We start from the raw sequence: 22,034 nt of genomic DNA on the forward strand, positions 1-22,034 counted from the left end.
AAGTGTCCGACAGGGAACCGCCGCGCCGCCGCGTGCCCGGCCCGGCCCGGCCCGTGCGCCCCGACGCCCGGCGCCGTCCGGGCCCCGGCGCCCGCCCCGCGCGCCGCCCGGTCCCGGCCCGCGGCGCCGCCCGGCGCACCATCCGGCTCGGTAGTGCCCGTCCCCGGCTGCGCCTGGTCGGCCTCGCCCTGACCCTGGTGCTGCTCACGTTCGTCGGACGTCTGCTCCAGGTGCAGGCCGTGGACGCGAGCGCGTACGCCGCCAAGGCGGACCAGAACCGGTACGTCGGCCACACCCTGGCCGCCGTACGCGGCAAGATCACGGACCGCAGCGGCGTCGAACTGGCGACCAGCGTGGACGCGTACGACATCACGGCCGACCCCACGATGTTCACGCCGCAGTCCACCAAGACGCCCGACGCCCCGGAGCAGGCCGCCGCGCTTCTCGCACCGATCCTCGGCCAGGACGCCGCCGCGCTCACCCGGAAACTCAAGACCCCGCACACCCGCTACGTCCTGCTGGCCCAGCGCCGCACCCCCCAGGTCTGGAACCAGATCAAGGACCTGAAGAGCACGCTCGCAGCCAAGGCCGAGCCCGGCACGTTCAGCGTCCTCGCCGGCGTCCTCGCGGTCCCCACCAGCAAGCGCGTCTACCCGAACGGCGACCTCGCCGCCGGGACGCTGGGCTGGGTCAACGCCGACGGCCAGGGCGGCGGCGGCATCGAGCAGCAGCTGAACAAGCAGCTGGCCGGCAAGGACGGCAAGATCCGCTACGCCCAGTCCGGCGGCCGTCTCGTGCCGACCGCGGGCTCCGCCGAGACGCCCGCCGTGGCCGGTTCCGACATCGAGCTGACCATCGACCGCGACATCCAGTGGGCCGCCCAGAACGCCATCGCCGAGCAGGTGCAGAAGTCCAAGGCGGACCGCGGGTATGTGGTGGTGCAGGACGCACGCACCGGCCAGATCCTCGCCCTGGCGAACGCGCCCGGCTTCGACCCCAATGACCTTTCCAAGGCCAGTCCGGCGGCCCTGGGCAACGCGGCCCTCCAGGACGCCTACGAGCCGGGCTCCACCGCCAAGGTCATGTCGATGGCCGCTGTGCTGCAGGAGAACGTCGCCACCCCGATGACCCATGTCACCGTGCCCAACCGGCTGCACCGCGGCGACCGGCTCTTCCAGGACGACATCGACCACAAGACCTGGTACCTGACGCTCAACGGCGTCCTCGCCAGGTCCAGCAACATCGGCACCATCCTGGCGACCGGCCAGCTCGGCAAGACACAGGAGGAGGCCAACCGGGTCCTCTACTCGTACCTGCGCAAATTCGGCATCGGCAGCCCCACCGGACTCGGGTTCCCCGGCGAGACGAAGGGCATCCTCGCGCCGCCCGGCACATGGTCCACGTCGCAGCAGTACACGATTCCTTTCGGCCAGGGCGTGTCCCTCAGCGCGGTGCAGGCCGCGTCCGTCTACTCGACCATCGCCAACGGCGGCGTCCGCGTCGAGCCCACGCTGGTCCGCGGCACGAAGGGCCCGGACGGACGCTTCGTACCGGCCCCGAAGCCCCAGGAGAACAGGGTCGTCAGCGAGAAGACGGCGAGGACGCTGTCCCAGATGCTGGAGTCCGTGGTCGACGACGAACAGGGCACCGGCGTCAAGGCACGCATCCCCGGCTACCGGGTCGCGGGCAAGACGGGTACGGCGAACCGAGTGGATCCGGCCATCGGCAAGTACCGCGGTTACACCTCCTCCTTCGCTGGCTTCGCGCCCGCGGACAACCCCCGCGTCACCGTCTACTGCGCGATCCAGAACGCCACCAAGGGCAACTACTTCGGCGGCCAGATCTGCGGCCCCATCTTCAAGCAGGTGATGGAGTTCGCCCTGAAGTCCCTCCAGGTCCCGCCCACCGGGGCTCGGGCAGCGAACCTGCCCGTCACGTTCACGCCATGATCAGTACAACGGGAACGACCGACCAGGAATCACCTCGTGACAACGATCACCCCCGATCCCGGGAACCAGGCCCCCTCCACGCCCTCACTTCGCTCCGGCGGGGGTGCGCCCGGTACGCTCACCGCCGTGCCATACGCTGATCAGTCCCAAACCACCCAGAAGGGCGCTTCCGTGACATATCCGGGGCCGCCGCGGCCGGCTCACGTCTGCGCCACCCCCCTCGCGGAGCTCGCCGATCAGCTGGGTATCGCGAGGCCGGAGAGCCTGGACGGCGCAGCCGAGGTCACGGGCATCACCCACGACTCGCGCGCCGTCCGCCCCGGCGACCTCTACGCCGCCCTGCCCGGCGCCCGGCTCCACGGGGCCGACTTCGCCACCCAGGCCGCCGGCCTCGAAGCCGTCGCCGTGCTGACCGACCCGACCGGCGCCGAGCGTGCCGCCGCGACCGGGCTGCCGGTGCTGGTCGTCGACGACCCGCGCGGCCGGATGGGCGAGCTGGCAGCCACGATCTACGGCCGGCCCGGGAACGACCTGCTCCAGATCGGCATCACGGGCACCTCCGGCAAGACCACGACCGCCTACCTCGTCGAGGGCGGCCTGAGGGCGACCCACGGCAGGGGCGAGTCCGTCGAGGGCGGCAACGGGCCACGGGTGGGGCTGATCGGCACGGTCGAGACACGCATCGGTGACGAGCGCATCAAGTCCGAGCGCACCACCCCCGAAGCCACCGACCTGCAGTCCCTCTTCGCGGTCATGCGCGAGCGCGGGGTCGAGGCGGTCGCCATGGAGGTCTCCAGCCACGCGCTGGTCCTCGGCCGCGTCGACGGCTGCGTCTTCGACATCGCCGTCTTCACCAACCTCAGCCCGGAGCACATGGAGTTCCACTCCGACATGGAGGACTACTACCGGGCCAAGGCGCAGCTGTTCACGCGGCGGCGCAGCCGGGCCGGCGTCGTGAACTTCGACGACGAGTGGGGCCGCAGGCTCGTGGACGAGGCCGAGGTCCCGGTCGTCACCTTCTCCGCCGAGGGCCACCCCGACGCCGACTGGCGCGCGGAGGACGTCCGGATCGGCCCGCTGGACTCCACGTTCACCGCGGTCGGCCCCGAGGGCCTGCGCATCGCTGCGAAGTCCCCCCTCCCCGGCCCGTTCAACGTGGCGAACACCCTCGCCGCCGTCGTCGCCCTGGCCCAGGCCGGTCTCGACCCGCAGGCCGCCGCCGACGGCATCGCCGCGGTGCCGGGCGTTCCGGGCCGACTGGAGCGTATCGACGCCGGACAGCCGTACCTCGCGGTCGTCGACTACGCCCACAAGACCGCCGCCGTCGAATCGGTGCTGCGTGCCCTGCGCAAGGTCACCGAGGGCAAACTGCACGTCGTGCTCGGCTGCGGCGGCGACCGGGACACGACCAAACGCGCGCCGATGGGCGCAGCCGCGGCCCGGTTCGCCGACACGGCCGTACTGACCTCCGACAACCCCCGCTCCGAGGACCCCCTCGCGATCCTCGCCACCATGCTCGAGGGCGCGGCGTCCGTACCCGTTCACGAACGCGGCGAGGTGCAGGTCTTCGAGGACCGGGCCGCCGCCATCGCCGCCGCCGTCGCCCGTGCACGGCCCGGCGACACCGTGCTGGTCGCGGGCAAGGGCCATGAGCAGGGCCAGGACATCGCCGGAGTGGTCCGTCCCTTCGACGACCGACAAGTGCTTCGCGAAGCTATCCAGAAGAACCAGGGATGAACTTGTGATCGCCCTCTCTCTCGCCGAGATCGCAGCAGTCGTCGGCGGGCAGACGCACGACATACCGGACCCGTCCGTCCAGGTCACCGGACCGGTCGTCCGGGACTCCCGTGAGGCGGGGCCCGGCAGCCTCTTCGTCGCCTTCGTCGGCGAGCGCGTGGACGGACACGACTTCGCGCCGGCGGTCGTTCAGGCGGGTGCCGTCGCCGTTCTGGCGTCCCGCCCCGTCGGCCTGCCCGCGATCGTCGTGGACGACGTCCAGGCCGCCCTCGGCGCCCTGGCGCGCCACGTCGTCGGGCGGCTGGGAACGACCCTCGTCGCCCTCACCGGCTCCGCGGGCAAGACCAGCACCAAGGACCTCATCGCCCAGGTGCTCCAGCGCAAGGCGCCGACCGTGTTCACGCCCGGTTCGCTCAACAACGAGATCGGGCTGCCGCTCACCGCCCTCAGCGCCACCGAGGAGACGAGGTTCCTCGTCCTGGAGATGGGCGCCCGCGGCATCGGCCACATCCGCTACCTCGCCGACCTGACCCCGCCGAGCATCGGTGTCGTGCTCAACGTCGGCACCGCGCACATCGGCGAGTTCGGTGGCCGCGAGCAGATCGCCCAGGCGAAGGGCGAACTCGTCGAGAGCCTGCCCTGCGCGGACGCCGGCGGCGCCGCGATCCTCAACGCCGACGATCCGCTGGTACGGGCCATGGCGTCCCGTACGAAGGCGAAGGTGATCCTTTTCGGGGAGTCCGACGAAGCGGACGTACGCGCCGAGAACGTGAGACTCACGGACAGCGGACAGCCCGCCTTCAGGCTTCACACACCCTCCGGTGCAAGCAATGTGACCATGCGCCTGTACGGTGAGCACCACGTGTCGAACGCGCTCGCCGCGGCCGCCGTCGCCCATGAGCTGGGCATGTCCGCAGACGAGATCGCCGTCGCGCTCTCCGAGGCGGGCTCCCTCTCCCGCTGGCGGATGGAGGTCACCGAGCGCCCGGACGGCGTGACGGTCGTCAACGACGCCTACAACGCGAACCCCGAGTCCATGAGGGCCGCCTTGCGCGCGCTCGCCGCCATGGGTGAGGCCTCACGGGCACAGGGGGGGCGCACGTGGGCGGTGCTCGGCAGGATGGCCGAGCTCGGAGACGAGGCGCTTGCCGAGCACGACGCGGTCGGACGGCTCGCCGTCCGGCTCAACGTCAGCAAGCTCGTCGCGGTCGGGGGCAGGGAAGCGTCCTGGCTGCAACTGGGCGCATATAACGAGGGTTCGTGGGGTGAGGAGTCGGTGCACGTGTCCGACGCACAGGCGGCGGTCGACCTGTTGCGCAGTCAGTTGCGCCCGGGAGACGTCGTACTCGTGAAGGCGTCCCGGTCGGTCGGTCTGGAGAGCGTGGCGCAGGCGCTGCTCGAGACCGGTGCCGAGGGTGAGGTTTCCGCCCGATGATGAAGCAGATCCTGTTCGCGGGTGTCATTGGCCTCTTCCTGACCCTGATCGGCACCCCGCTGCTGATCAAGCTGCTGGCCCGCAAGGGCTACGGTCAGTACATCCGCGACGACGGCCCGCGCGAGCACCACAGCAAGCGCGGTACGCCGACCATGGGCGGTATCGCCTTCATCCTGGCCACGATCGCCGCGTACTTCCTGTCCAAGGTGATCACCGGCTACCCCCCGACCTTCTCCGGGTTGCTGGTGCTCGCGCTGATGGCGGGCATGGGACTGGTCGGCTTCCTCGACGACTACATCAAGATCGTCAAGCGTCGCTCGCTGGGCCTGCGGGCCAAGGCGAAGATGGCCGGACAGCTGATCGTCGGTATCGCCTTCGCGGTCCTGGCGCTGCAGTTCGGCGACAGCCACGGCAACACCCCGGCCTCCACCAAGCTCTCCTTCGTGCAGGACTTCGGCTGGACCATCGGCCCGGTGCTCTTCGTGATCTGGGCGCTGTTCATGATCCTCGCGATGTCGAACGGCGTGAACCTCACCGACGGTCTCGACGGCCTGGCCACGGGCGCCTCCGTGCTGGTCTTCGGTGCCTACACGTTCATCGGCGTCTGGCAGTTCCAGGAGTCCTGCGCCAACGCGATGACCCTGACCAACCCGTCGGCCTGTTACCAGGTACGCGACCCGCTCGACCTCGCCATCGTCTCCTCGGCGCTGATGGGCGCCTGCCTGGGCTTCCTGTGGTGGAACACCTCGCCCGCCAAGGTCTTCATGGGTGACACCGGATCCCTCGCGCTGGGCGGTGCCCTCGCGGGCCTGGCGATCTGCTCCCGCACCGAGCTGCTGCTCGCGCTGCTGGGCGGACTGTTCGTCCTGATCACCATGTCCGTCGTCATCCAGGTCGGCTCGTTCCGCCTCACCGGAAAGCGCGTCTTCCGGATGGCACCGCTCCAGCACCACTTCGAACTCAAGGGCTGGTCCGAGGTACTCATCGTCGTCCGGTTCTGGATCATCCAGGGCATTTGCGTGGTCGTCGGACTGGGCATCTTCTACGCAGGATGGGCAGCGGAAAAGTGACCGACTGGCAGGGTAAGCACGTCACCGTCGCGGGACTCGGCGTCTCGGGTGTCCCGGCGGCCAAGGTGCTGCACGGGCTCGGCGCGGTCGTGACCGTCGTCAACGACGGCGACGACGATCGGGCCCGGACCCAGGCCGCCGAACTGGAGGCGCTCGGCGTCACGGTCCGCCTCGGCGACGGAGCCACCCTGCCCGAAGGCACCGAGCTGATCGTCACCGCGCCCGGCTGGCGCCCCGACAAGCCGCTGTTCGCCGCCGCGGCCGAGGCGGGCGTCCCCGTCTGGGGCGACGTCGAGCTGGCCTGGCAGCTGCGCGGCCCGGACGCGGCCCCCTGGCTCGCGGTCACGGGCACCAACGGCAAGACCACCACCGTGCAGATGCTCGCCTCCATCCTGAAGGCGGCGGGCCTGCGCACGGCCGCCGTCGGCAACATCGGGGTCTCGCTCCTCGACGTCGTCCTCGGTGAGGAGCAGTACGACGTCCTGGCGGTGGAGTTGTCGAGCTACCAGCTCCACTGGGCGCCGTCGCTGCGCGCCCACTCCGCCGTCGTGCTCAACCTGGCGCCCGACCACCTCGACTGGCACGGCTCCATGGAGGCGTACGCCGCCGACAAGGGCCGTGTCTACGAGGGCAATCGGGTCGCCTGTGTGTACAACGTCGCCGACAAGGCGACCGAGGACCTGGTGCGCGAGGCGGACGTCGAGGAGGGCTGCCGGGCGATCGGCTTCACCCTGGGCTCGCCCGCTCCCTCCCAACTCGGCGTCGTGGACGGCATCCTGGTCGACCGCGCCTTCGTCGAGAACCGGCAGAAGAACGCGCAGGAGCTCGCGGAGGTCACCGACGTCAACCCGCCCGCCCCGCACAACATCGCCAACGCCCTTGCCGCGGCGGCCCTCGCGCGCGCCTTCGGGGTGCCCGCCAAGGCCGTGCGCGAGGGGCTGCGGGCGTTCCGCCCGGACGCCCACCGCATCGCGCACGTGGCGGACCTGGACGGCGTCGCGTACATCGACGACTCCAAGGCCACCAACACACATGCCGCGGAAGCCTCGTTGGCGGCGTACGAGTCGATCGTGTGGATCGCGGGCGGACTCGCGAAGGGCGCGACCTTCGACGAGCTGGTCGCCAAGTCGGCACAGCGGCTTCGGGGCGCGGTGCTCATCGGTGCGGATCGCGCGCTGATCCGTGAAGCCCTCGCGCGACACGCGCCAGAAGTACCCGTCGTCGACCTCGAGCAGACCGACACTGGGGCGATGCGCGTGGCTGTACGGGAGGCGCGGGGGCTCGCTCGTCCGGGCGACACGGTGCTGCTGGCGCCGGCCTGTGCGTCCATGGACATGTTCGCGAACTACAACAAGCGCGGGGACGCGTTCGCGGAGGCCGTTCGTGAGCTCGGCTCCGCCGACGGCTGACCTGGACCCGCCCTGCCCGGTGGCGGACGGGCAAGTTTGGGAGGGACGCGTGACTCGGATGTGGCTGGGGCTTCGCAGGCGGTGTTCCGCCGGCGGTACGGCGCCGTGCCGGCCCACCTCGCCCCGCGGGACGTTCTCCCGCAGCGTGGCGGGGTGAGTGCCGGTGCCCGCCAGCCGTACCGCGCAACGCGCGCCCGGGCGCCCCTCCTCGGCCCGTACCCCGCGTGACAACCCCGTCACCCGCCTGGTCAGCCGTGCCCGGCGTGCCTGGGACCGGCCCCTGACCGCCTACTACCTGATCCTCGGCGGAAGTCTGCTGATCACCGTGCTGGGTCTGGTGATGGTCTACTCGGCCTCGCAGATCACCGCGCTGCAGATGTCGCTGCCCGGGTCGTACTTCTTCCGCAAGCAGTTCCTCGCGGCCTCCATCGGGGCCCTACTGCTGCTCGTGGCCGCGCGGATGCCCGTGAAGCTGCACCGGGCGCTGGCGTATCCGATGCTGGCGGGTTCCGTCTTCCTGATGGCACTGGTGCAGGTGCCCGGGATCGGCATGGCGGTCAACGGCAACCAGAACTGGATATCCCTCGGTGGCTCGTTCCAGATCCAGCCCAGTGAGTTCGGCAAGCTCGCGCTCGTGCTGTGGGGCGCCGACCTGATCGCCCGCAAGCAGGAGAAACGGCTGCTCACGCAGTGGAAGCACATGCTGGTGCCGCTCGTACCCGTGACGTGCCTGCTGCTCGGGCTGATCATGCTGGGCGGCGACATGGGCACCGCGATCATCCTGACCGCGATCCTGTTCGGGCTGCTGTGGCTGGCAGGTGCGCCCACGCGGCTCTTCGTGGGTGTGCTGGTGGTCGCCGCCACGATCGGCGCGATCCTCATCAAGACCAGTCCGAACCGGATGGGCCGGCTCGCCTGTATCGGTGCCACGGATCTCGGGCCCGACGGGAACTGCTGGCAGGCCGTGCACGGAATCTACGCCCTGGCGTCCGGCGGAATCTTCGGTTCCGGACTGGGTGCCAGTATGGAAAAATGGGGCCAACTCCCCGAGGCCCACACCGACTTCATCTTCGCCGTCACCGGTGAGGAGCTGGGCCTCGTGGGGACGCTGTCCGTACTCGCCCTCTTCGCGGCTCTAGGCTATGCGGGTATCCGCGTGGCCGGACGCACGAAGGACCCCTTCGTGAGGTATGCCGCGGGAGGCGTGACGACCTGGATCACCATTCAGATGGTGATCAACATCGGTGCGGTGCTCGGCCTGCTGCCGATCGCCGGCGTTCCCCTCCCGCTGTTCTCCTACGGGGGATCCGCCCTGCTGCCGACCATGTTCGCCATCGGGCTGCTGATCGCCTTCGCACGCGACGAGCCCGGTGCGCGGGCGGCGCTTGCGAGGCGGCAATCCCGCTTTGGTAGAAAGCGCGCGGGAGGCCCTGTGCGCAATCGGGGGCCTCGTAGATGGAACACGATGCGACGGCGTGCCTCGGCGCGCTCGTCCGGAGAGCGGTGAATTTCGGTGCATGTCGTACTCGCTGGTGGGGGGACCGCCGGCCACATCGAGCCCGCGCTCGCCCTCGCGGACGCCCTGCGCAGGCAGGATCCGACCGTGGGGATCACGGCCCTGGGCACGGAGCGTGGCCTGGAGACCCGGCTCGTGCCCGAGCGGGGCTATGAACTCGGGCTGATTCCGGCCGTGCCCCTGCCGCGCAAGCCGACCCCCGAACTGATCACGGTCCCCGGGCGACTGCGCGGCACGATCAAGGCGGCCGAGCAGATCCTGGAGCGCACCAAGGCGGACGTCGTCGTCGGCTTCGGCGGCTATGTCGCCCTGCCCGGCTACCTCGCGGCCAAGCGCCTCGGCGTGCCGATCGTCATCCACGAGGCCAACGCCCGCCCCGGCCTGGCCAACAAGATCGGCTCGCGTTATGCGGCCCAGGTCGCCGTCTCCACCCCGGACAGCAAGCTGCGCGGCGCCCGCTACATCGGCATCCCGCTGCGCCGCGCCATCGCCACCCTGGACCGCGCCGCCGTACGCCCGGAGGCGCGCGCGGCGTTCGGGCTCGACCCCAACCTGCCGACGCTGCTCGTCTCCGGTGGTTCGCAGGGCGCCCGGCGGCTCAACGAGGTGGTCCAGCAGGTCGCCCCGTACCTCCAGCAGTCCGGGATCCAGATCCTGCACGCGGTCGGCCCGAAGAACGAACTGCCGCAGGTGCACCAGATGCCGGGGATGCCGCCCTACATCCCGGTACCGTACGTGGACCGGATGGATCTCGCGTACGCGGCGGCCGACATGATGCTCTGCCGTGCGGGCGCGATGACCGTCGCCGAACTCTCCGCCGTCGGACTCCCGGCCGCCTACGTCCCGCTGCCCATCGGCAACGGCGAACAGCGGCTGAACGCCCAGCCGGTCGTGAAGGCCGGCGGCGGACTGCTGGTCGACGACGCGGAACTGACGCCCGAGTGGGTTCAGCAGAACGTCCTGCCCGTGCTCGCCGACCCGCACCGGCTGTACCAGATGTCCCGCGCCGCCAGCGAGTTCGGCCGCCGGGACGCCGATGATCTGCTCGTCGGCATGGTGTACGAGGCGATCGCCTCGCGCCACCGCTAGGGACGTATGAGGGAAGGCAGGGAGCGTGGCCGGACCGACGACCGCCGAGCGCGGCGAACGGCAGAAGCAGAAGTCCGGCCCGTCCCGGCCACCCCGCCCCGGGCGATGGCGCCGTCGTCGTATGCTCATCATCCTTTTGCTGGCGGCGGTGTTGGCGGGCGGCGGCTCCATCTGGCTGCTGTACGGCTCCGCGTGGCTGCGCGTGGAGCGCGTGTCCGTCTCGGGGGCGCGTGTTCTGACCACCGCGCAGGTCCGTGAGGCGGCCGGTGTGTCGATCGGATCGCCGCTGATGTCCCTCGACACCGATGCGATCGAGGCGCGTGTGCGCCGGAAGTTGCCCCGGATCGACTCGGTCGACGTGGTTCGTTCCTGGCCTCATGGCGTCAGGCTGAAAGTCACCGAGCGCACCCCGGTCCTGACGGTCGCAAGCGGCGGCAAGTTCATCGAAGTGGACCGCGAGGGCGTGCGGTTCGCCACGGTGTCGCACCCTCCGAAGGGTGTTCCCGCACTGGAGCTGGAGCTTCCCCGCTCGGGCGGCCTGCATCGCTTCGGCACCGACCGGCTGGTCCGGGAGGCGGTGCTCGTGGCCGAGGCCGTTCCGGCCGCGGTGGCGCGGGACACCCGGACCGTCAAGGTCCGTTCCTACGACTCCATCTCGCTGGAGTTGAGTGGAGGTCGGACCGTGATGTGGGGAAGTGGTGAGAAGAACGGGGCGAAGGCGGTCACGCTGACAGCACTGATGAAAGCGGCCCCCGACGCCCGGCACTTCGACGTCAGTGTCCCCACATCCCCTGCGTCATCAGGGAGTTGACGCGCATACATGCAGGCCAGCACCCTGGTTGGGCACTGCTACGGCTGATCACATAGGGTGAAAAGAAAAACGGGAGGTTCGGCGTGTTCGTTGAACGTGCGCCGCTTGTCGACTTAGTGTCCTGTCCGGAAGAGTCAAGGGAACAGGCACACTGGTAACCCTAAACTTCAGCGTTAGGGTTCGGGTCGGCGTTCGGACCGTCCCATTCGGCATCCGCCGTCGGACCACGGGGCACCCGGGGGACGACGGCAACGTAATTCGAGGCGAGAGGCCTTCGACGTGGCAGCACCGCAGAACTACCTCGCAGTCATCAAGGTCATCGGTGTCGGCGGCGGTGGTGTCAATGCCATCAACCGGATGATCGAGGTCGGTCTCAAGGGCGTCGAGTTCATTGCCATCAACACCGACGCGCAAGCTCTGTTGATGAGCGACGCCGACGTCAAGCTCGACGTCGGTCGCGAACTCACCCGTGGTCTCGGCGCCGGCGCCAACCCGGCCGTCGGCCGCAAGGCTGCCGAGGACCACCGCGAGGAGATCGAGGAGGTCCTCAAGGGGGCCGACATGGTCTTCGTCACGGCCGGTGAAGGCGGCGGCACCGGCACCGGCGGAGCGCCCGTCGTGGCCAACATCGCCCGCTCGCTGGGTGCCCTCACGATCGGTGTGGTCACCCGCCCGTTCACGTTCGAGGGACGGCGTCGCGCGAACCAGGCGGAGGACGGCATCGCCGAACTCCGGGAAGAGGTCGACACCCTCATCGTCATCCCGAACGACCGGCTGCTGTCGATCTCGGACCGTCAGGTCTCCGTCCTGGACGCCTTCAAGTCGGCGGACCAGGTGCTGCTCTCCGGTGTTCAGGGCATCACCGACCTCATCACCACCCCCGGTCTGATCAACCTCGACTTCGCCGATGTGAAGTCCGTGATGTCGGAGGCCGGTTCGGCCCTCATGGGCATCGGCTCGGCCCGTGGCGACGATCGCGCGGTGGCCGCCGCCGAGATGGCGATCTCCTCGCCGCTGCTGGAGGCGTCCATCGACGGCGCCCGTGGCGTGCTCCTGTCCATCTCCGGCGGCTCCGACCTCGGCCTGTTCGAGATCAACGAGGCCGCCCAGCTGGTCAGCGAGGCCGCGCACCCCGAGGCCAACATCATCTTCGGCGCGGTCATCGACGACGCCCTCGGCGACGAGGTGCGGGTCACCGTGATCGCCGCGGGCTTCGACGGCGGCCAGCCCCCGGCCAAGCGGGACAACATCCTCGGGTCGTCCTCGGTCAAGCGCGAGGAGTCGGTCCGTCCCACGGAGAGCCGTCCGACCTTCGGCTCACTCGGCAGCGTCACGCCGAAGGAGGCGCCGGAGCCCGCCCCGGAGCCGGTGAGCGAGATCCCGGTCACCCCGCCGCCGATCCCGCCGTCGCGGACCTACTCGGACAGCGCGGCCGAGGAACTGGACGTCCCGGACTTCCTCAAGTGATAGGACAGCGCGACACCGTGAGCGGCGCGCACTTCGCCTTCACCGACCGGTGGAGCGGGGTGAGCGCCGCTCCGTATGAGGAGCTCAACCTCGGCGGAGCGGTGGGCGACGACCCCGAGGCCGTACGCACCAACCGCGAGCTGGCCGCCAAGTCGTTGGGACTCGACCCGGCCCTGGTGGTCTGGATGAACCAGGTACACGGGCCGGATGCGGCGGTGGTGGACGCCCCCTGGGGTGAAAAGCCGGTGCCCGAGGTGGACGCGATCGTCACCGTACGGCGCGGACTCGCGCTCGCCGTACTCACCGCCGACTGCACGCCCGTCCTGCTCGCGGACCCCGTCGCCGGAGTCGTGGCCGCCGCCCACGCGGGCCGGCCCGGAATGGTCGCCGGAGTGGTCCCCGCCGCCGTGCGCGCGATGATGGAACTGGGTGCCGATCCGTCCCGGATCGTCGTCCGCACAGGACCCGCCGTCTGCGGCCGGTGCTACGAGGTGCCGGAGGCGATGCGCGCCGAGGTGTCCGCCCTCGAACCGGCGGCGCACGCCGAGACGAGCTGGGGCACTCCCGCGGTCGATGTGACCGCCGGTGTGCACGCCCAGCTCGAAAGACTCGGGGTGCGCGACCGGGCGCAGTCACCGGTGTGCACGCTCGAGTCGGGCGACCACTTCTCGTACCGCCGCGACCGGACCACGGGGCGGCTCGCTGGCTATGTTTGGCTGGACTGATGGGGCATGACGGACCGTAAGACTCAACTCGCCGCGAATCTGGCGCAGGTGGAGAACCGCATCGCGGCCGCCTGCCTGGCCGCCGGGCGGAAGCGGGAAGAGGTGACGCTGATCGTCGTCACCAAGACCTATCCCGCCAGTGATGTACGACTTCTCGCGGAACTCGGTGTGCGGCACGTCGCCGAGAACCGCGACCAGGACGCGGCGCCCAAGGCGGCCGCGTGCTCGGATCTGCCGCTCACATGGCATTTTGTCGGTCAACTACAGACCAACAAGGTGCGATCCGTGGTGGGTTATGCCGATCTCGTGCAGTCCGTCGATCGTTCCCGACTCGTCACGGCGCTCTCGAAGGGGGCCGTGCAAGCCGGGCGCGAGGTGGGCTGCCTCGTCCAGGTGGCACTCGACGCCGAAGCCGGCGGACGAGGAGAGCGCGGAGGCGTGGCACCCGCGGGAATCGAAGAGTTGGGCGACCTCATCGCGAACGCTCCGGGGTTGAGACTGGACGGTCTGATGACCGTCGCGCCGCTCATAGGAGAGTATGCGGGGCGTCAACACGCGGCATTCGAGCGGTTGATGGTTTTGTCGACTGACCTGCGCCGAGCCCATCCGGCTGCAACCATGGTCTCGGCAGGGATGAGTGCGGACCTCGAGCAGGCCGTGGCTGCCGGGGCGACACATGTGCGCGTCGGTAGCGCGGTACTCGGAGTCCGCCCCAGGCTCGGGTAACGTCGCCACGAAGTCGGACCACAGCAGAAAATATGGTCATTACCGCCGATCGGCGGGCGTAACGACCACGTGGATCGCGGGCACTTGGCAGTCGTCAGCCGATCCACCACAGAGCGGAGGACTCAGAGAATGGCCGGCGCGATGCGCAAGATGGCGGTCTACCTCGGCCTCGTGGAGGACGATGGGTACGACGGCAGGGGATTCGACCCCGACGACGACTTCGAGCCCGAACTCGACCCGGAGCCGGAGCGGGACCGCAGGCGACATGAGCCGTCGCATCAGGCACTTCAGCCCCAACGGGACGAACCTGTACGAGTGGTTCAGCCTCCCGCGCAGCGCGAGGCGGTGCCTCATTCCGCTTCGCTGTCCGCGGAATCCGGGCGTCCGGCCCGCATCGCCCCCGTGGCATCCATCACACAAGAACGCCAGAGTCTGGAGAAGAGCGCCCCGGTGATCATGCCCAAGGTCGTGTCCGAGCGAGAGCCCTACCGGATCACCACGCTCCACCCCAGGACCTACAACGAGGCCCGTACCATCGGGGAACACTTCCGTGAGGGCACTCCGGTGATCATGAATCTGACGGAGATGGACGACACGGACGCGAAGCGACTTGTCGACTTTGCGGCAGGTTTGGTCTTCGGTCTCCATGGAAGTATCGAGCGGGTGACACAGAAGGTGTTCCTCTTGTCGCCTGCTAACGTCGATGTCACGGCGGAGGACAAGGCCCGCATCGCAGAGGGCGGGTTCTTCAACCAGAGCTGAGACGGACAATCGGAAAGCCGTACGGGAACAGGGGAGAGGGAAGCACGGATCATGGGCGTGTTCCTGGAGGTCGTCTACATCGCGCTGATGTGCTTCCTCGTCGTGCTGATTTTCCGGTTGGTCATGGACTACGTCTTCCAGTTCGCCCGCTCATGGCAACCCGGCAAGGCGATGGTGGTCATTCTGGAGGCCACCTACACTGTCACGGATCCACCGCTGAAGCTTCTGCGGCGGTTCATCCCGCCGCTGCGTCTCGGAGGCGTGGCGCTAGACCTGTCCTTCTTCGTACTGATGATCATCGTCTACATCCTGATCTCCATCGTGGGCAATCTCGCGAGGTGACTGTGGACGATACGGTCTTGCCGACTGCCGATGACTACGTTGAGGTGAAGAGATGCCGTTGACCCCCGAGGACGTGCGGAACAAGCAGTTCACGACCGTCCGCCTCCGAGAAGGCTATGACGAGGACGAGGTCGATGCCTTCCTCGACGAGGTCGAAGCCGAACTGACCCGTCTGCTCCGGGAGAACGAGGATCTGCGCGCCAAGCTGGCCGCCGCCACGCGTGCCGCCGCTCAGAACCAGCAGAACATGCGCAAGCCTCCGGAGGGCCAGGACCAGCCGCAGGGCATGCGAGGTCCGGGGGCTCCGGTGCCCGCCGGGATATCGGGCCCGCCGCAGCAGCAGATGGGTGGCCCCATGGGTGGTCCGCCCCAGCTGCCGAGCGGTGCCCCGCAGCTGCCTGCCGGCCCCGGAGGCGGTCAGGGTGGTCCCCAGGGACCCGGTCCGATGGGCCAAGGTCCGATGGGCCAGGGGCCGATGGGCGGTCAGCCCCCGATGGGCGGTCAGCCCCCGATGGGCGGTCAGCCCCCGATGGGTGGTCAGCCCCCGATGGGTGGTCAGCCCCCGATGGGTGGTCAGCCCCCGATGGGTGGTCAGCCTCCGATGGGTGGTCAGTCCCCGATGCAGCAGCCGATGGGCGGCCCCATGGGCGGTCCGATGGGCGGCGGCCCCATGGGCGGTCCGGGCGGTCCGGGGATGCCCGGCCAGGGTCCCGGTGGCGACAGCGCCGCGCGTGTCCTCTCGCTGGCCCAGCAGACTGCCGACCAGGCGATCGCCGAGGCCCGTTCCGAGGCCAACAAGATCGTCGGCGAGGCCCGCAGCCGCGCCGAGGGTCTGGAGCGCGACGCCCGGGCCAAGGCGGACGCCCTGGAGCGGGACGCGCAGGAGAAGCACCGTGTCGCGATGGGTTCCCTGGAGTCCGCCCGCGCCACGCTGGAGCGCAAGGTCGAGGACCTGCGTGGCTTCGAGCGCGAGTACCGCACGCGCCTGAAGTCGTACCTGGAGTCGCAGCTGCGCCAGCTGGAGACCCAGGCCGACGACTCGCTGGCCCCGCCGCGCACCCCGGCCGCGGCCTCCCTGCCGTCGCCGTCGGCGCCGTCGATGGCCCCGGCGGGCGCGAGTGGCCCGTCGTACGGAGGCAACCAGACGATGGGCGGTTCTCCGGCTCCCTCTGCCCCGTCCTTCGGCGGTCAGCAGCAGATGTCCCCGGCGATGACCCAGCCGATGGCGCCGGTGCGCCCGCAGGGTCCGTCGCCGATGGGCCAGGCCCCGTCGCCGATGCGTGGGTTCCTCATCGACGAGGATGACAACTGACGGTCGTACATACGCCGTAGTCGTCGGCAGCGTTCAGGGCGGGGCCCCGGATTCTCGATCCGGGGCCCCGCCCTTGTGCTACACGCGTCCGGGCGGGGGAGCGGATGTGCGGCGTACGCAACGCCGAAGGCCCGGGCCCGCCACGGAAGATGTGGCGGGCCCGGGCCTTCGATTGTGCCGTTACGCCTTGCGCAGGCGGAACGTCAGCGTCAGGAATTCGTCGGTGAACGGGTCACCGTACGTCCCGTCCGCCTCGCCCTGGGTGAAGTCCGTGGCCAGGACCTCGTCGGCGATCAGGTCGGAGTGCTCGGTCAGGGCCGCGATGACCGCCGGGTCCGTCGCGGTCCAGCGGAGCGCGATGCGGTCGGCGACGTCCAGGCCGCTGTTCTTGCGCGCCTCCTGGATCAGCCGGATCGCGTCGCGGGCGAGGCCGGCCTGCCGCAGCTCCTCGGTGATCTCCAGGTCGAGGGCGACCGTCGCGCCGGAGTCGGACGCCACCGACCAACCCTCGCGCGGGGTCTCCGTGATGATCACCTCGTCGGGGGCGAGTGCGACCTGCTCGCCCTCGACCTCCACCGACGCCGTGCCCTCGCGCAGGGCCAGGGACAGGGCGGCCGCGTCCGTGTTCGCGATGGCCTTGGCGACGTCCTGGACGCGCTTGCCGAAGCGCTTGCCGAGCGCACGGAAGTTCGCCTTCGCGGTCGTGTCGACCAGCGAGCCGCCGACCTCGCTCAGCGACGCGAGTGCTTCGACGTTCAGCTCCTCCGTGATCTGCGTGTGCAGCTCCGCGTCCAGTGTCTCGAAGCCGGCCGCTGCGACCAGCGCCCGAGACAGCGGCTGCCGCGTCTTGACACCGGACTCCGCGCGGGTGGCGCGGCCCAGTTCGACGAGACGGCGCACCAGCACCATCTGCTTCGACAGCTCCGGGTCGATCGCGGACAGGTCCGCCTCGGGCCAGGACGCCAGGTGCACCGACTCCGGGGCGCCCGGGGTCACCGGCACGACCAGGTCCTGCCACACCCGCTCGGTCATGAACGGGGCGATCGGCGCCATCAGCTTCGTGACCGTTTCCAGGACCTCGTGGAGCGTGCGCAGCGCGGCCTTGTCACCCTGCCAGAAGCGGCGCCGAGAGCGGCGGACATACCAGTTCGACAGGTCGTCGACGAATGCCGACAGGAGCTTGCCGGCGCGCTGGGTGTCGTACCCCTCCAGGGCCTGGGTCACCTGGTCGGTGAGCGCGTGGAGCTCCGACAGCAGCCAGCGGTCGAGGACCGGGCGGTCGGCCGGGGCCGGGTCGGCCTCGCTCGGTGCCCAGTTCGACGTGCGGGCGTACAGCGCCTGGAAGGCGACCGTGTTCCAGAACGTGAGGAGCGTCTTGCGGACGACCTCCTGGATGGCGCCGTGGCCCACGCGGCGGGCCGCCCACGGGGAGCCGCCCGCGGCCATGAACCAGCGGACCGCGTCCGCGCCGTGCTGGTCCATCAGCGGGATCGGCTGCAGGGTGTTGCCCAGGTGCTTGGACATCTTGCGGCCGTCCTCGGCGAGGATGTGGCCCAGGCACACCACGTTTTCGTACGACGACTTGTCGAAGACCAGGGTGCCGACCGCCATCAGCGTGTAGAACCAGCCGCGGGTCTGGTCGATGGCCTCGCTGATGAACTGCGCCGGGTAGCGGGATTCGAACAGTTCCTTGTTCTTGTACGGGTAGCCCCACTGTGCGAAGGGCATCGAGCCGGAGTCGTACCAGGCGTCGATGACTTCCGGCACGCGCGTGGCCGTCTTGCCGCACTGGGGGCAGGCGAAGGTGACCTCGTCGATGAACGGGCGGTGCGGGTCGAGGGCCGACTGGTCGCTGCCGGTCAGCTCGGTGAGTTCGGCGCGGGAGCCGATGCAGGTGAGGTGGCCGTCCTCGCAGTGCCAGATCGGCAGCGGGGTGCCCCAGTAGCGGTTGCGGGACAGGGCCCAGTCGATGTTGTTGGTCAGCCAGTCGCCGAACCGGCCGTGCTTGACCGTGTCCGGGTACCAGTTGGTCTTCTCGTTCTCCTCGAGGAGGCGGTCCTTGACGGCCGTGGTGCGGATGTACCAGGACGGCTGCGCGTAGTAGAGGAGCGCGGTGTGGCAGCGCCAGCAGTGCGGGTAGCTGTGCTCGTACGGGAGGTGCTTGAAGAGCAGACCGCGCTGCTGCAGATCCTCGGTGAGCTGTTCGTCCGCCTTCTTGAAGAAGACGCCGCCGACCAGCGGGAGGTCTTCCTCGAAGGTGCCGTCGGGGCGCACGGGGTTGACCACGGGCAGGCCGTAGGAGCGGCAGACCTTGAGGTCGTCCTCACCGAAGGCGGGGGACTGGTGGACCAGACCCGTACCGTCCTCGGTGGTCACGTACTCGGCGTTCACCACGTAGTGGGCCGGCTCCGAGAACTCCACCAGCTCGAACGGGCGTTGATACGTCCAGCGCTCCATCTCGGCGCCGGTGAACGTCTGCCCGGTGGGCTCCCAGCCCTCGCCGAGCGCCTTGGCGAGCAGCGGCTCGGCGACGACGAGCTTCTCCTCGCGGTTCGTCGCGACGGCATAGGTGACGTCGGGGTGCGCGGCGACCGCGGTGTTGGAGACCAGGGTCCACGGGGTCGTGGTCCACACCAGGAGCGCCGCCTCGCCGGCGAGCGGACCGGAGGTGAGCGGGAAACGGACGTAGACCGACGGGTCGACGACCGTCTCGTAGCCCTGCGCCAGCTCGTGGTCCGACAGGCCCGTCCCGCAGCGGGGGCACCAGGGGGCGACGCGGTGGTCCTGGACCAGCAGACCCTTGGAGAAGATCTCCTTGAGTGACCACCAGACCGACTCGACGTACGCGGGGTCCATGGTCCAGTACGCGTCGTCCAGGTCGACCCAGTAGCCCATGCGGGTCGTCAGGTCGGAGAAGGCGTCGGTGTGGCGGGTCACGGACTCGCGGCACTTGGCGTTGAACTCGGCGATGCCGTACGCCTCGATGTCCTTCTTGCCGCTGAAGCCCAGCTCCTTCTCGACCGCCAGCTCCACCGGGAGTCCGTGGCAGTCCCAGCCGGCCTTGCGGGCCACGTGGTAGCCGCGCATGGTGCGGAAGCGCGGGAAGACGTCCTTGAAGACACGGGCTTCGATGTGGTGGGCGCCCGGCATGCCGTTGGCGGTGGGCGGGCCCTCGTAGAACACCCATTCGGGGCGGCCCTCGGACTGCTCCAGGCTCTTGGCAAAGATCTTCTGCTCGCGCCAGAAGTCGAGCACGGCGTGCTCGAGCGCGGGCAGGTCGACCTGGGCGGGCACCTGGCGGTACTGCGTCATGGATCTTCCTCCGGCGGACGTGCTGCCTTCCGTCGGAGGGACGAGAGCCGGGAATTCCGTGAATCCTCCGTACGCCGTGTGCGGCGCGCTCCCGCGGTACCACCCTCCTTGGCCCTCCGGTGCGCCGTATGCACCGGTGAGCCCCCTCATTGGGGTCGCGATGCCGGTTCTACCGGCCCTGGGCGGCCCCTGGGTGGAGCCCACTGTCCAAGGCTTTCTTCCGGCGGCTCCGGGGTGATCTTCACGTCGCGCTAGCCTCCGGGCTTCCACCGTCCCCGGATCGCTCATGGCTGCGTACGCCGCTACTCGTCCCCATCCACGCTTTTCGCTCCGCCCAGTGTACGGCGCCGCACGGACAGCGGCCGACCGGATTTCCCCGTCCCGACGCCGGGGGCGCCGCGGGGCGCCGGCGCGCAGTGACCCGAATGGCGAGGCGCCGCTGTCCGGACCCCCGGGACGCCGACCCCGGCGGATTACCGGCCGGAGAGCTGGGCACAACGGATGCAGGCTCGCCGCGCGGCCTGCGTGCGGCGGGCGCATCATGAGCGTGCCCCGTTGCCGCGGGCCAGAAGTCGATTTATCGTCCCAGCACGATTTGCGCGCGAGATCACAGTTTGTGAAGGGACCGCGGCCATGGTGGCGAAGAAGATCGCCGTACAGCAGCCGTCGTCCGGCGGATCCACGGGTGCGGGTGCCTGTGGCCGTGTGGCGGCCACGGATGTGAACGGACGGAGGAGCACGCACACGGTTCCGGCGAAGCGGGCGTCCGGGCCTGGGAAGGCAACGGACATGGCTGCCGTCGGGGCTGTGCGCGGGCCGAGGGCCGCGAGCGCGGCAGCCGGGAAGGCGTCGGACCGGGAAGCGGCCGCCCCGCGGACGGCGGGCGCCGCGAGGAAAGCTTCGGCGAGGTCCACAGCGAAGACGGCCTCCGCGAAGGCGGCCGCCGCCCGCGAGCCGGCCGCGAAGAGGACGGCTGCCACGAAGACGGCAGGCCGGGAAGCGGCCTCGAGGACGGTGGCCCGCACGGAGAGGGCCACCGGGAAGGGCCGCGAGGATACGGCCATAGGAATGGCGGCCGCCGGGAAGCGAGCCGCCGGGAAGGCGGCTTCGGCCCGGTCGGCAGCCAAGGCAGCGGAGGTCGGGAAGACGGCCCCTGCGAAGACGGCAGGCCGGGAAGCGGCCTCGAAGACGGCGGCCCGCACGGAGGGGGCCACCGGGAAGGGCCGCGAGGATACGGCCATAGGAATGGCGGCCGCCGGGAAGCGAGCCGCCGGGAAGGCGGCTTCGGCCCGGTCGGCAGCCAAGGCAGCGGAGGTCGGGAAGACGGCCCCTGCGAAGACGGCAGCCAAGGCCTCCGCCTCCAAGAAGGCCGCGGTGTCCAAAGCGGCGCCTTCGAGGAGAGCGGTCGGGGAGGAAAGCGGTCCTGAGCGGTCGGCGGCGAGGAAGGCGGCGGCCGGCAAGAGGACCACTGCGGTGTCGGGCACGGCCGGTAATAAGGCGGCGGCGCCCGAAGCGGCGTCTTCGAAGAAGGCGGCCGGCAAGAAGGCAGCGGCGACAGGCGCCGTAGCCGAGAAGGCGGCGGCGAAGAAGGCCGTCGCCGGGAAGGCAGCGGTGAAGAAGACGGTCACCAAGGAGGCGGCGGCGAAGAAGCCCGCCGCGAAGGAGACAGCGGCGAAGAAGGCCATTGCCAAGAAGACGGCCCCGGCCAAGGTCGCTGCCAGGACGAGCGTCGCCGCGAAGGGCGGCCGGAACAGCACCCCCACCAAAAGTGCGGCCATGAAGAGCACGGCCAAGAAGGCGGGCGCGGTCAAGGCCGCCAAGCAGACGGGAGCTACGACAGTGGTTGCGAAGAAGACTCCTGGCACGGCCACTGCGGCGAAGAGCCCCAGCGCGGTCCCCAAAGCGCGGATTGTCGCGGTGAAGCCCGGCGACCTGGCGGTGCGCGCCGGTGAGGACCCGTGGACCCTGGAGGAGGTGGCCGGGGCGCGTGCGGAGCTGCAGGCCGACGCGATCCGGCTGCGTGCCGAGATCGACGCCTGCGAGCAGGCGCTGGTCGGCCTCATGCGCGACTCCGGGGACGGCGCCGGCGACGACCAGGCGGATACCGGCGCCAAGAACATCACGCGCGAGCACGAGATGGCTCTCGCCGCCAACGCGCGCGAGATGCTCGAACAGACCGAGCGTGCCCTGGAGCGCCTCGACGCCGGCACCTACGGCCTGTGCGAGAACTGCGGCAACCCCATCGGGAAAGCCCGCATGCAGGCCTTCCCGCGCGCCACGTTGTGCGTCGAATGCAAACAGAAGCAGGAACGCCGCTGACGAGCCCCGCCTGAACACATGGTCCGACGGGGTCGTGACGTAGTCTCGTCCTC

General features: G+C 70.0%; 17 protein-coding genes. 15 read left to right on the top strand and 2 right to left on the bottom strand.

Translation table 11 applies throughout. From position 1 onward, the window contains the following. Positions 1-2: 2 nt before the first annotated feature. From BIV24_RS07475 to BIV24_RS07540, 14 genes are all read left to right on the top strand, one after another. Positions 3-1,949 (top strand): peptidoglycan D,D-transpeptidase FtsI family protein, encoded by a 1,947-nt coding sequence (locus BIV24_RS07475; RefSeq protein ID WP_281247710.1) that lies wholly within the window; start codon positions 3-5, stop codon positions 1,947-1,949. Between the two features lie 36 nt (positions 1,950-1,985). Next, positions 1,986-3,686, top strand: coding sequence for a UDP-N-acetylmuramoyl-L-alanyl-D-glutamate--2,6-diaminopimelate ligase (locus BIV24_RS07480; RefSeq protein WP_079168066.1), 1,701 nt, complete (start codon positions 1,986-1,988; stop codon positions 3,684-3,686). 4 nt (positions 3,687-3,690) lie between these two features. Then, positions 3,691-5,121, top strand: a complete 1,431-nt coding sequence (locus BIV24_RS07485; protein WP_071365377.1) for a UDP-N-acetylmuramoyl-tripeptide--D-alanyl-D-alanine ligase — start codon at positions 3,691-3,693, stop codon at positions 5,119-5,121. Further along, entirely contained in the window at positions 5,118-6,191 is a 1,074-nt protein-coding gene (mraY, locus tag BIV24_RS07490) for a phospho-N-acetylmuramoyl-pentapeptide-transferase (RefSeq protein ID WP_071365378.1), read from the top strand. Before BIV24_RS07485 ends, mraY begins: the two co-directional genes overlap by 4 nt. Further along, entirely contained in the window at positions 6,173-7,600 is a 1,428-nt protein-coding gene (gene murD, locus BIV24_RS07495) for a UDP-N-acetylmuramoyl-L-alanine--D-glutamate ligase (RefSeq protein ID WP_071365379.1), read from the top strand. Before mraY ends, murD begins: the two co-directional genes overlap by 19 nt. 163 nt (positions 7,601-7,763) lie before the next feature. Then, the gene (ftsW, locus tag BIV24_RS07500) at positions 7,764-9,107 is read left to right on the top strand and encodes a putative lipid II flippase FtsW (protein WP_071365380.1); all 1,344 of its coding nucleotides are present in this window, start codon (positions 7,764-7,766) and stop codon (positions 9,105-9,107) included. 6 nt (positions 9,108-9,113) lie between these two features. Continuing rightward, entirely contained in the window at positions 9,114-10,205 is a 1,092-nt protein-coding gene (murG, locus tag BIV24_RS07505) for an undecaprenyldiphospho-muramoylpentapeptide beta-N-acetylglucosaminyltransferase (RefSeq protein ID WP_071365381.1), read from the top strand. Between the two features lie 25 nt (positions 10,206-10,230). Continuing rightward, positions 10,231-11,016, top strand: coding sequence for a cell division protein FtsQ/DivIB (locus BIV24_RS07510; protein ID WP_071365382.1), 786 nt, complete (start codon positions 10,231-10,233; stop codon positions 11,014-11,016). 279 nt (positions 11,017-11,295) lie between these two features. Further along, on the top strand, positions 11,296-12,483 hold the full coding sequence (gene ftsZ / locus BIV24_RS07515) for a cell division protein FtsZ (protein ID WP_071365383.1): 1,188 nt from the start codon (positions 11,296-11,298) through the stop codon (positions 12,481-12,483). Further along, complete coding sequence (gene pgeF / locus BIV24_RS07520) at positions 12,480-13,208, top strand: peptidoglycan editing factor PgeF (RefSeq protein ID WP_071365384.1); 729 nt, start codon at positions 12,480-12,482, stop codon at positions 13,206-13,208. The genes ftsZ and pgeF overlap by 4 nt, the downstream gene beginning before the upstream one ends. Before the next feature lie 6 nt (positions 13,209-13,214). Then, positions 13,215-13,934 (top strand): YggS family pyridoxal phosphate-dependent enzyme, encoded by a 720-nt coding sequence (locus BIV24_RS07525; protein WP_071365385.1) that lies wholly within the window; start codon positions 13,215-13,217, stop codon positions 13,932-13,934. A 129-nt stretch (positions 13,935-14,063) separates the two neighbouring features. Continuing rightward, complete coding sequence (locus tag BIV24_RS07530; RefSeq protein ID WP_071365386.1) at positions 14,064-14,696, top strand: cell division protein SepF; 633 nt, start codon at positions 14,064-14,066, stop codon at positions 14,694-14,696. 51 nt (positions 14,697-14,747) lie between these two features. Further along, the gene (locus tag BIV24_RS07535) at positions 14,748-15,038 is read left to right on the top strand and encodes a YggT family protein (protein WP_071365387.1); all 291 of its coding nucleotides are present in this window, start codon (positions 14,748-14,750) and stop codon (positions 15,036-15,038) included. Between the two features lie 52 nt (positions 15,039-15,090). Further along, a complete protein-coding gene (locus BIV24_RS07540) occupies positions 15,091-16,350 on the top strand; it encodes a DivIVA domain-containing protein (RefSeq protein ID WP_071365388.1) in 1,260 nt (419 codons plus the stop codon). Positions 16,351-16,530: 180 nt separating this feature from the next. On the opposite strand, the gene ileS is transcribed toward BIV24_RS07540, so the two are convergent. Together ileS and BIV24_RS35075 are read right to left on the bottom strand one after the other, a co-directional pair. Beyond that, positions 16,531-19,662, bottom strand: coding sequence for an isoleucine--tRNA ligase (gene ileS, locus BIV24_RS07545; RefSeq protein ID WP_177198637.1), 3,132 nt, complete (start codon positions 19,660-19,662; stop codon positions 16,531-16,533). 539 nt (positions 19,663-20,201) lie between these two features. After that, positions 20,202-21,146 carry a hypothetical protein gene (locus tag BIV24_RS35075; protein ID WP_342745242.1) on the bottom strand — a complete coding sequence of 315 codons (945 nt, stop codon included), beginning with the start codon at positions 21,144-21,146 and terminating at the stop codon, positions 20,202-20,204. Between BIV24_RS35075 and BIV24_RS31385 the strand changes: the two genes are divergently transcribed. After that, positions 21,136-21,981 carry a TraR/DksA family transcriptional regulator gene (locus BIV24_RS31385; RefSeq protein WP_342745243.1) on the top strand — a complete coding sequence of 282 codons (846 nt, stop codon included), beginning with the start codon at positions 21,136-21,138 and terminating at the stop codon, positions 21,979-21,981. The two genes, BIV24_RS35075 and BIV24_RS31385, sit on opposite strands and share 11 nt — an antisense overlap. Positions 21,982-22,034: the final 53 nt, after the last annotated feature.

Source organism: Streptomyces colonosanans, assembly GCF_001866645.1.
Lineage (GTDB): Bacteria > Actinomycetota > Actinomycetes > Streptomycetales > Streptomycetaceae > Streptomyces > Streptomyces colonosanans.

Coding starts and splice junctions, on each gene's coding strand:
- BIV24_RS07530 (WP_071365386.1), top strand. CDS start 14,064: ATGGCCGGCGCGATGCGCAAGATGGCGGTCTACCTCGGCCTCGTGGAG.
- BIV24_RS07535 (WP_071365387.1), top strand. CDS start 14,748: ATGGGCGTGTTCCTGGAGGTCGTCTACATCGCGCTGATGTGCTTCCTC.
- murD (WP_071365379.1), top strand. CDS start 6,173: ATGGGCAGCGGAAAAGTGACCGACTGGCAGGGTAAGCACGTCACCGTC.
- ileS (WP_177198637.1), bottom strand. CDS start 19,662: ATGACGCAGTACCGCCAGGTGCCCGCCCAGGTCGACCTGCCCGCGCTC.
- BIV24_RS07525 (WP_071365385.1), top strand. CDS start 13,215: ATGACGGACCGTAAGACTCAACTCGCCGCGAATCTGGCGCAGGTGGAG.
- BIV24_RS07540 (WP_071365388.1), top strand. CDS start 15,091: ATGCCGTTGACCCCCGAGGACGTGCGGAACAAGCAGTTCACGACCGTC.
- mraY (WP_071365378.1), top strand. CDS start 5,118: ATGATGAAGCAGATCCTGTTCGCGGGTGTCATTGGCCTCTTCCTGACC.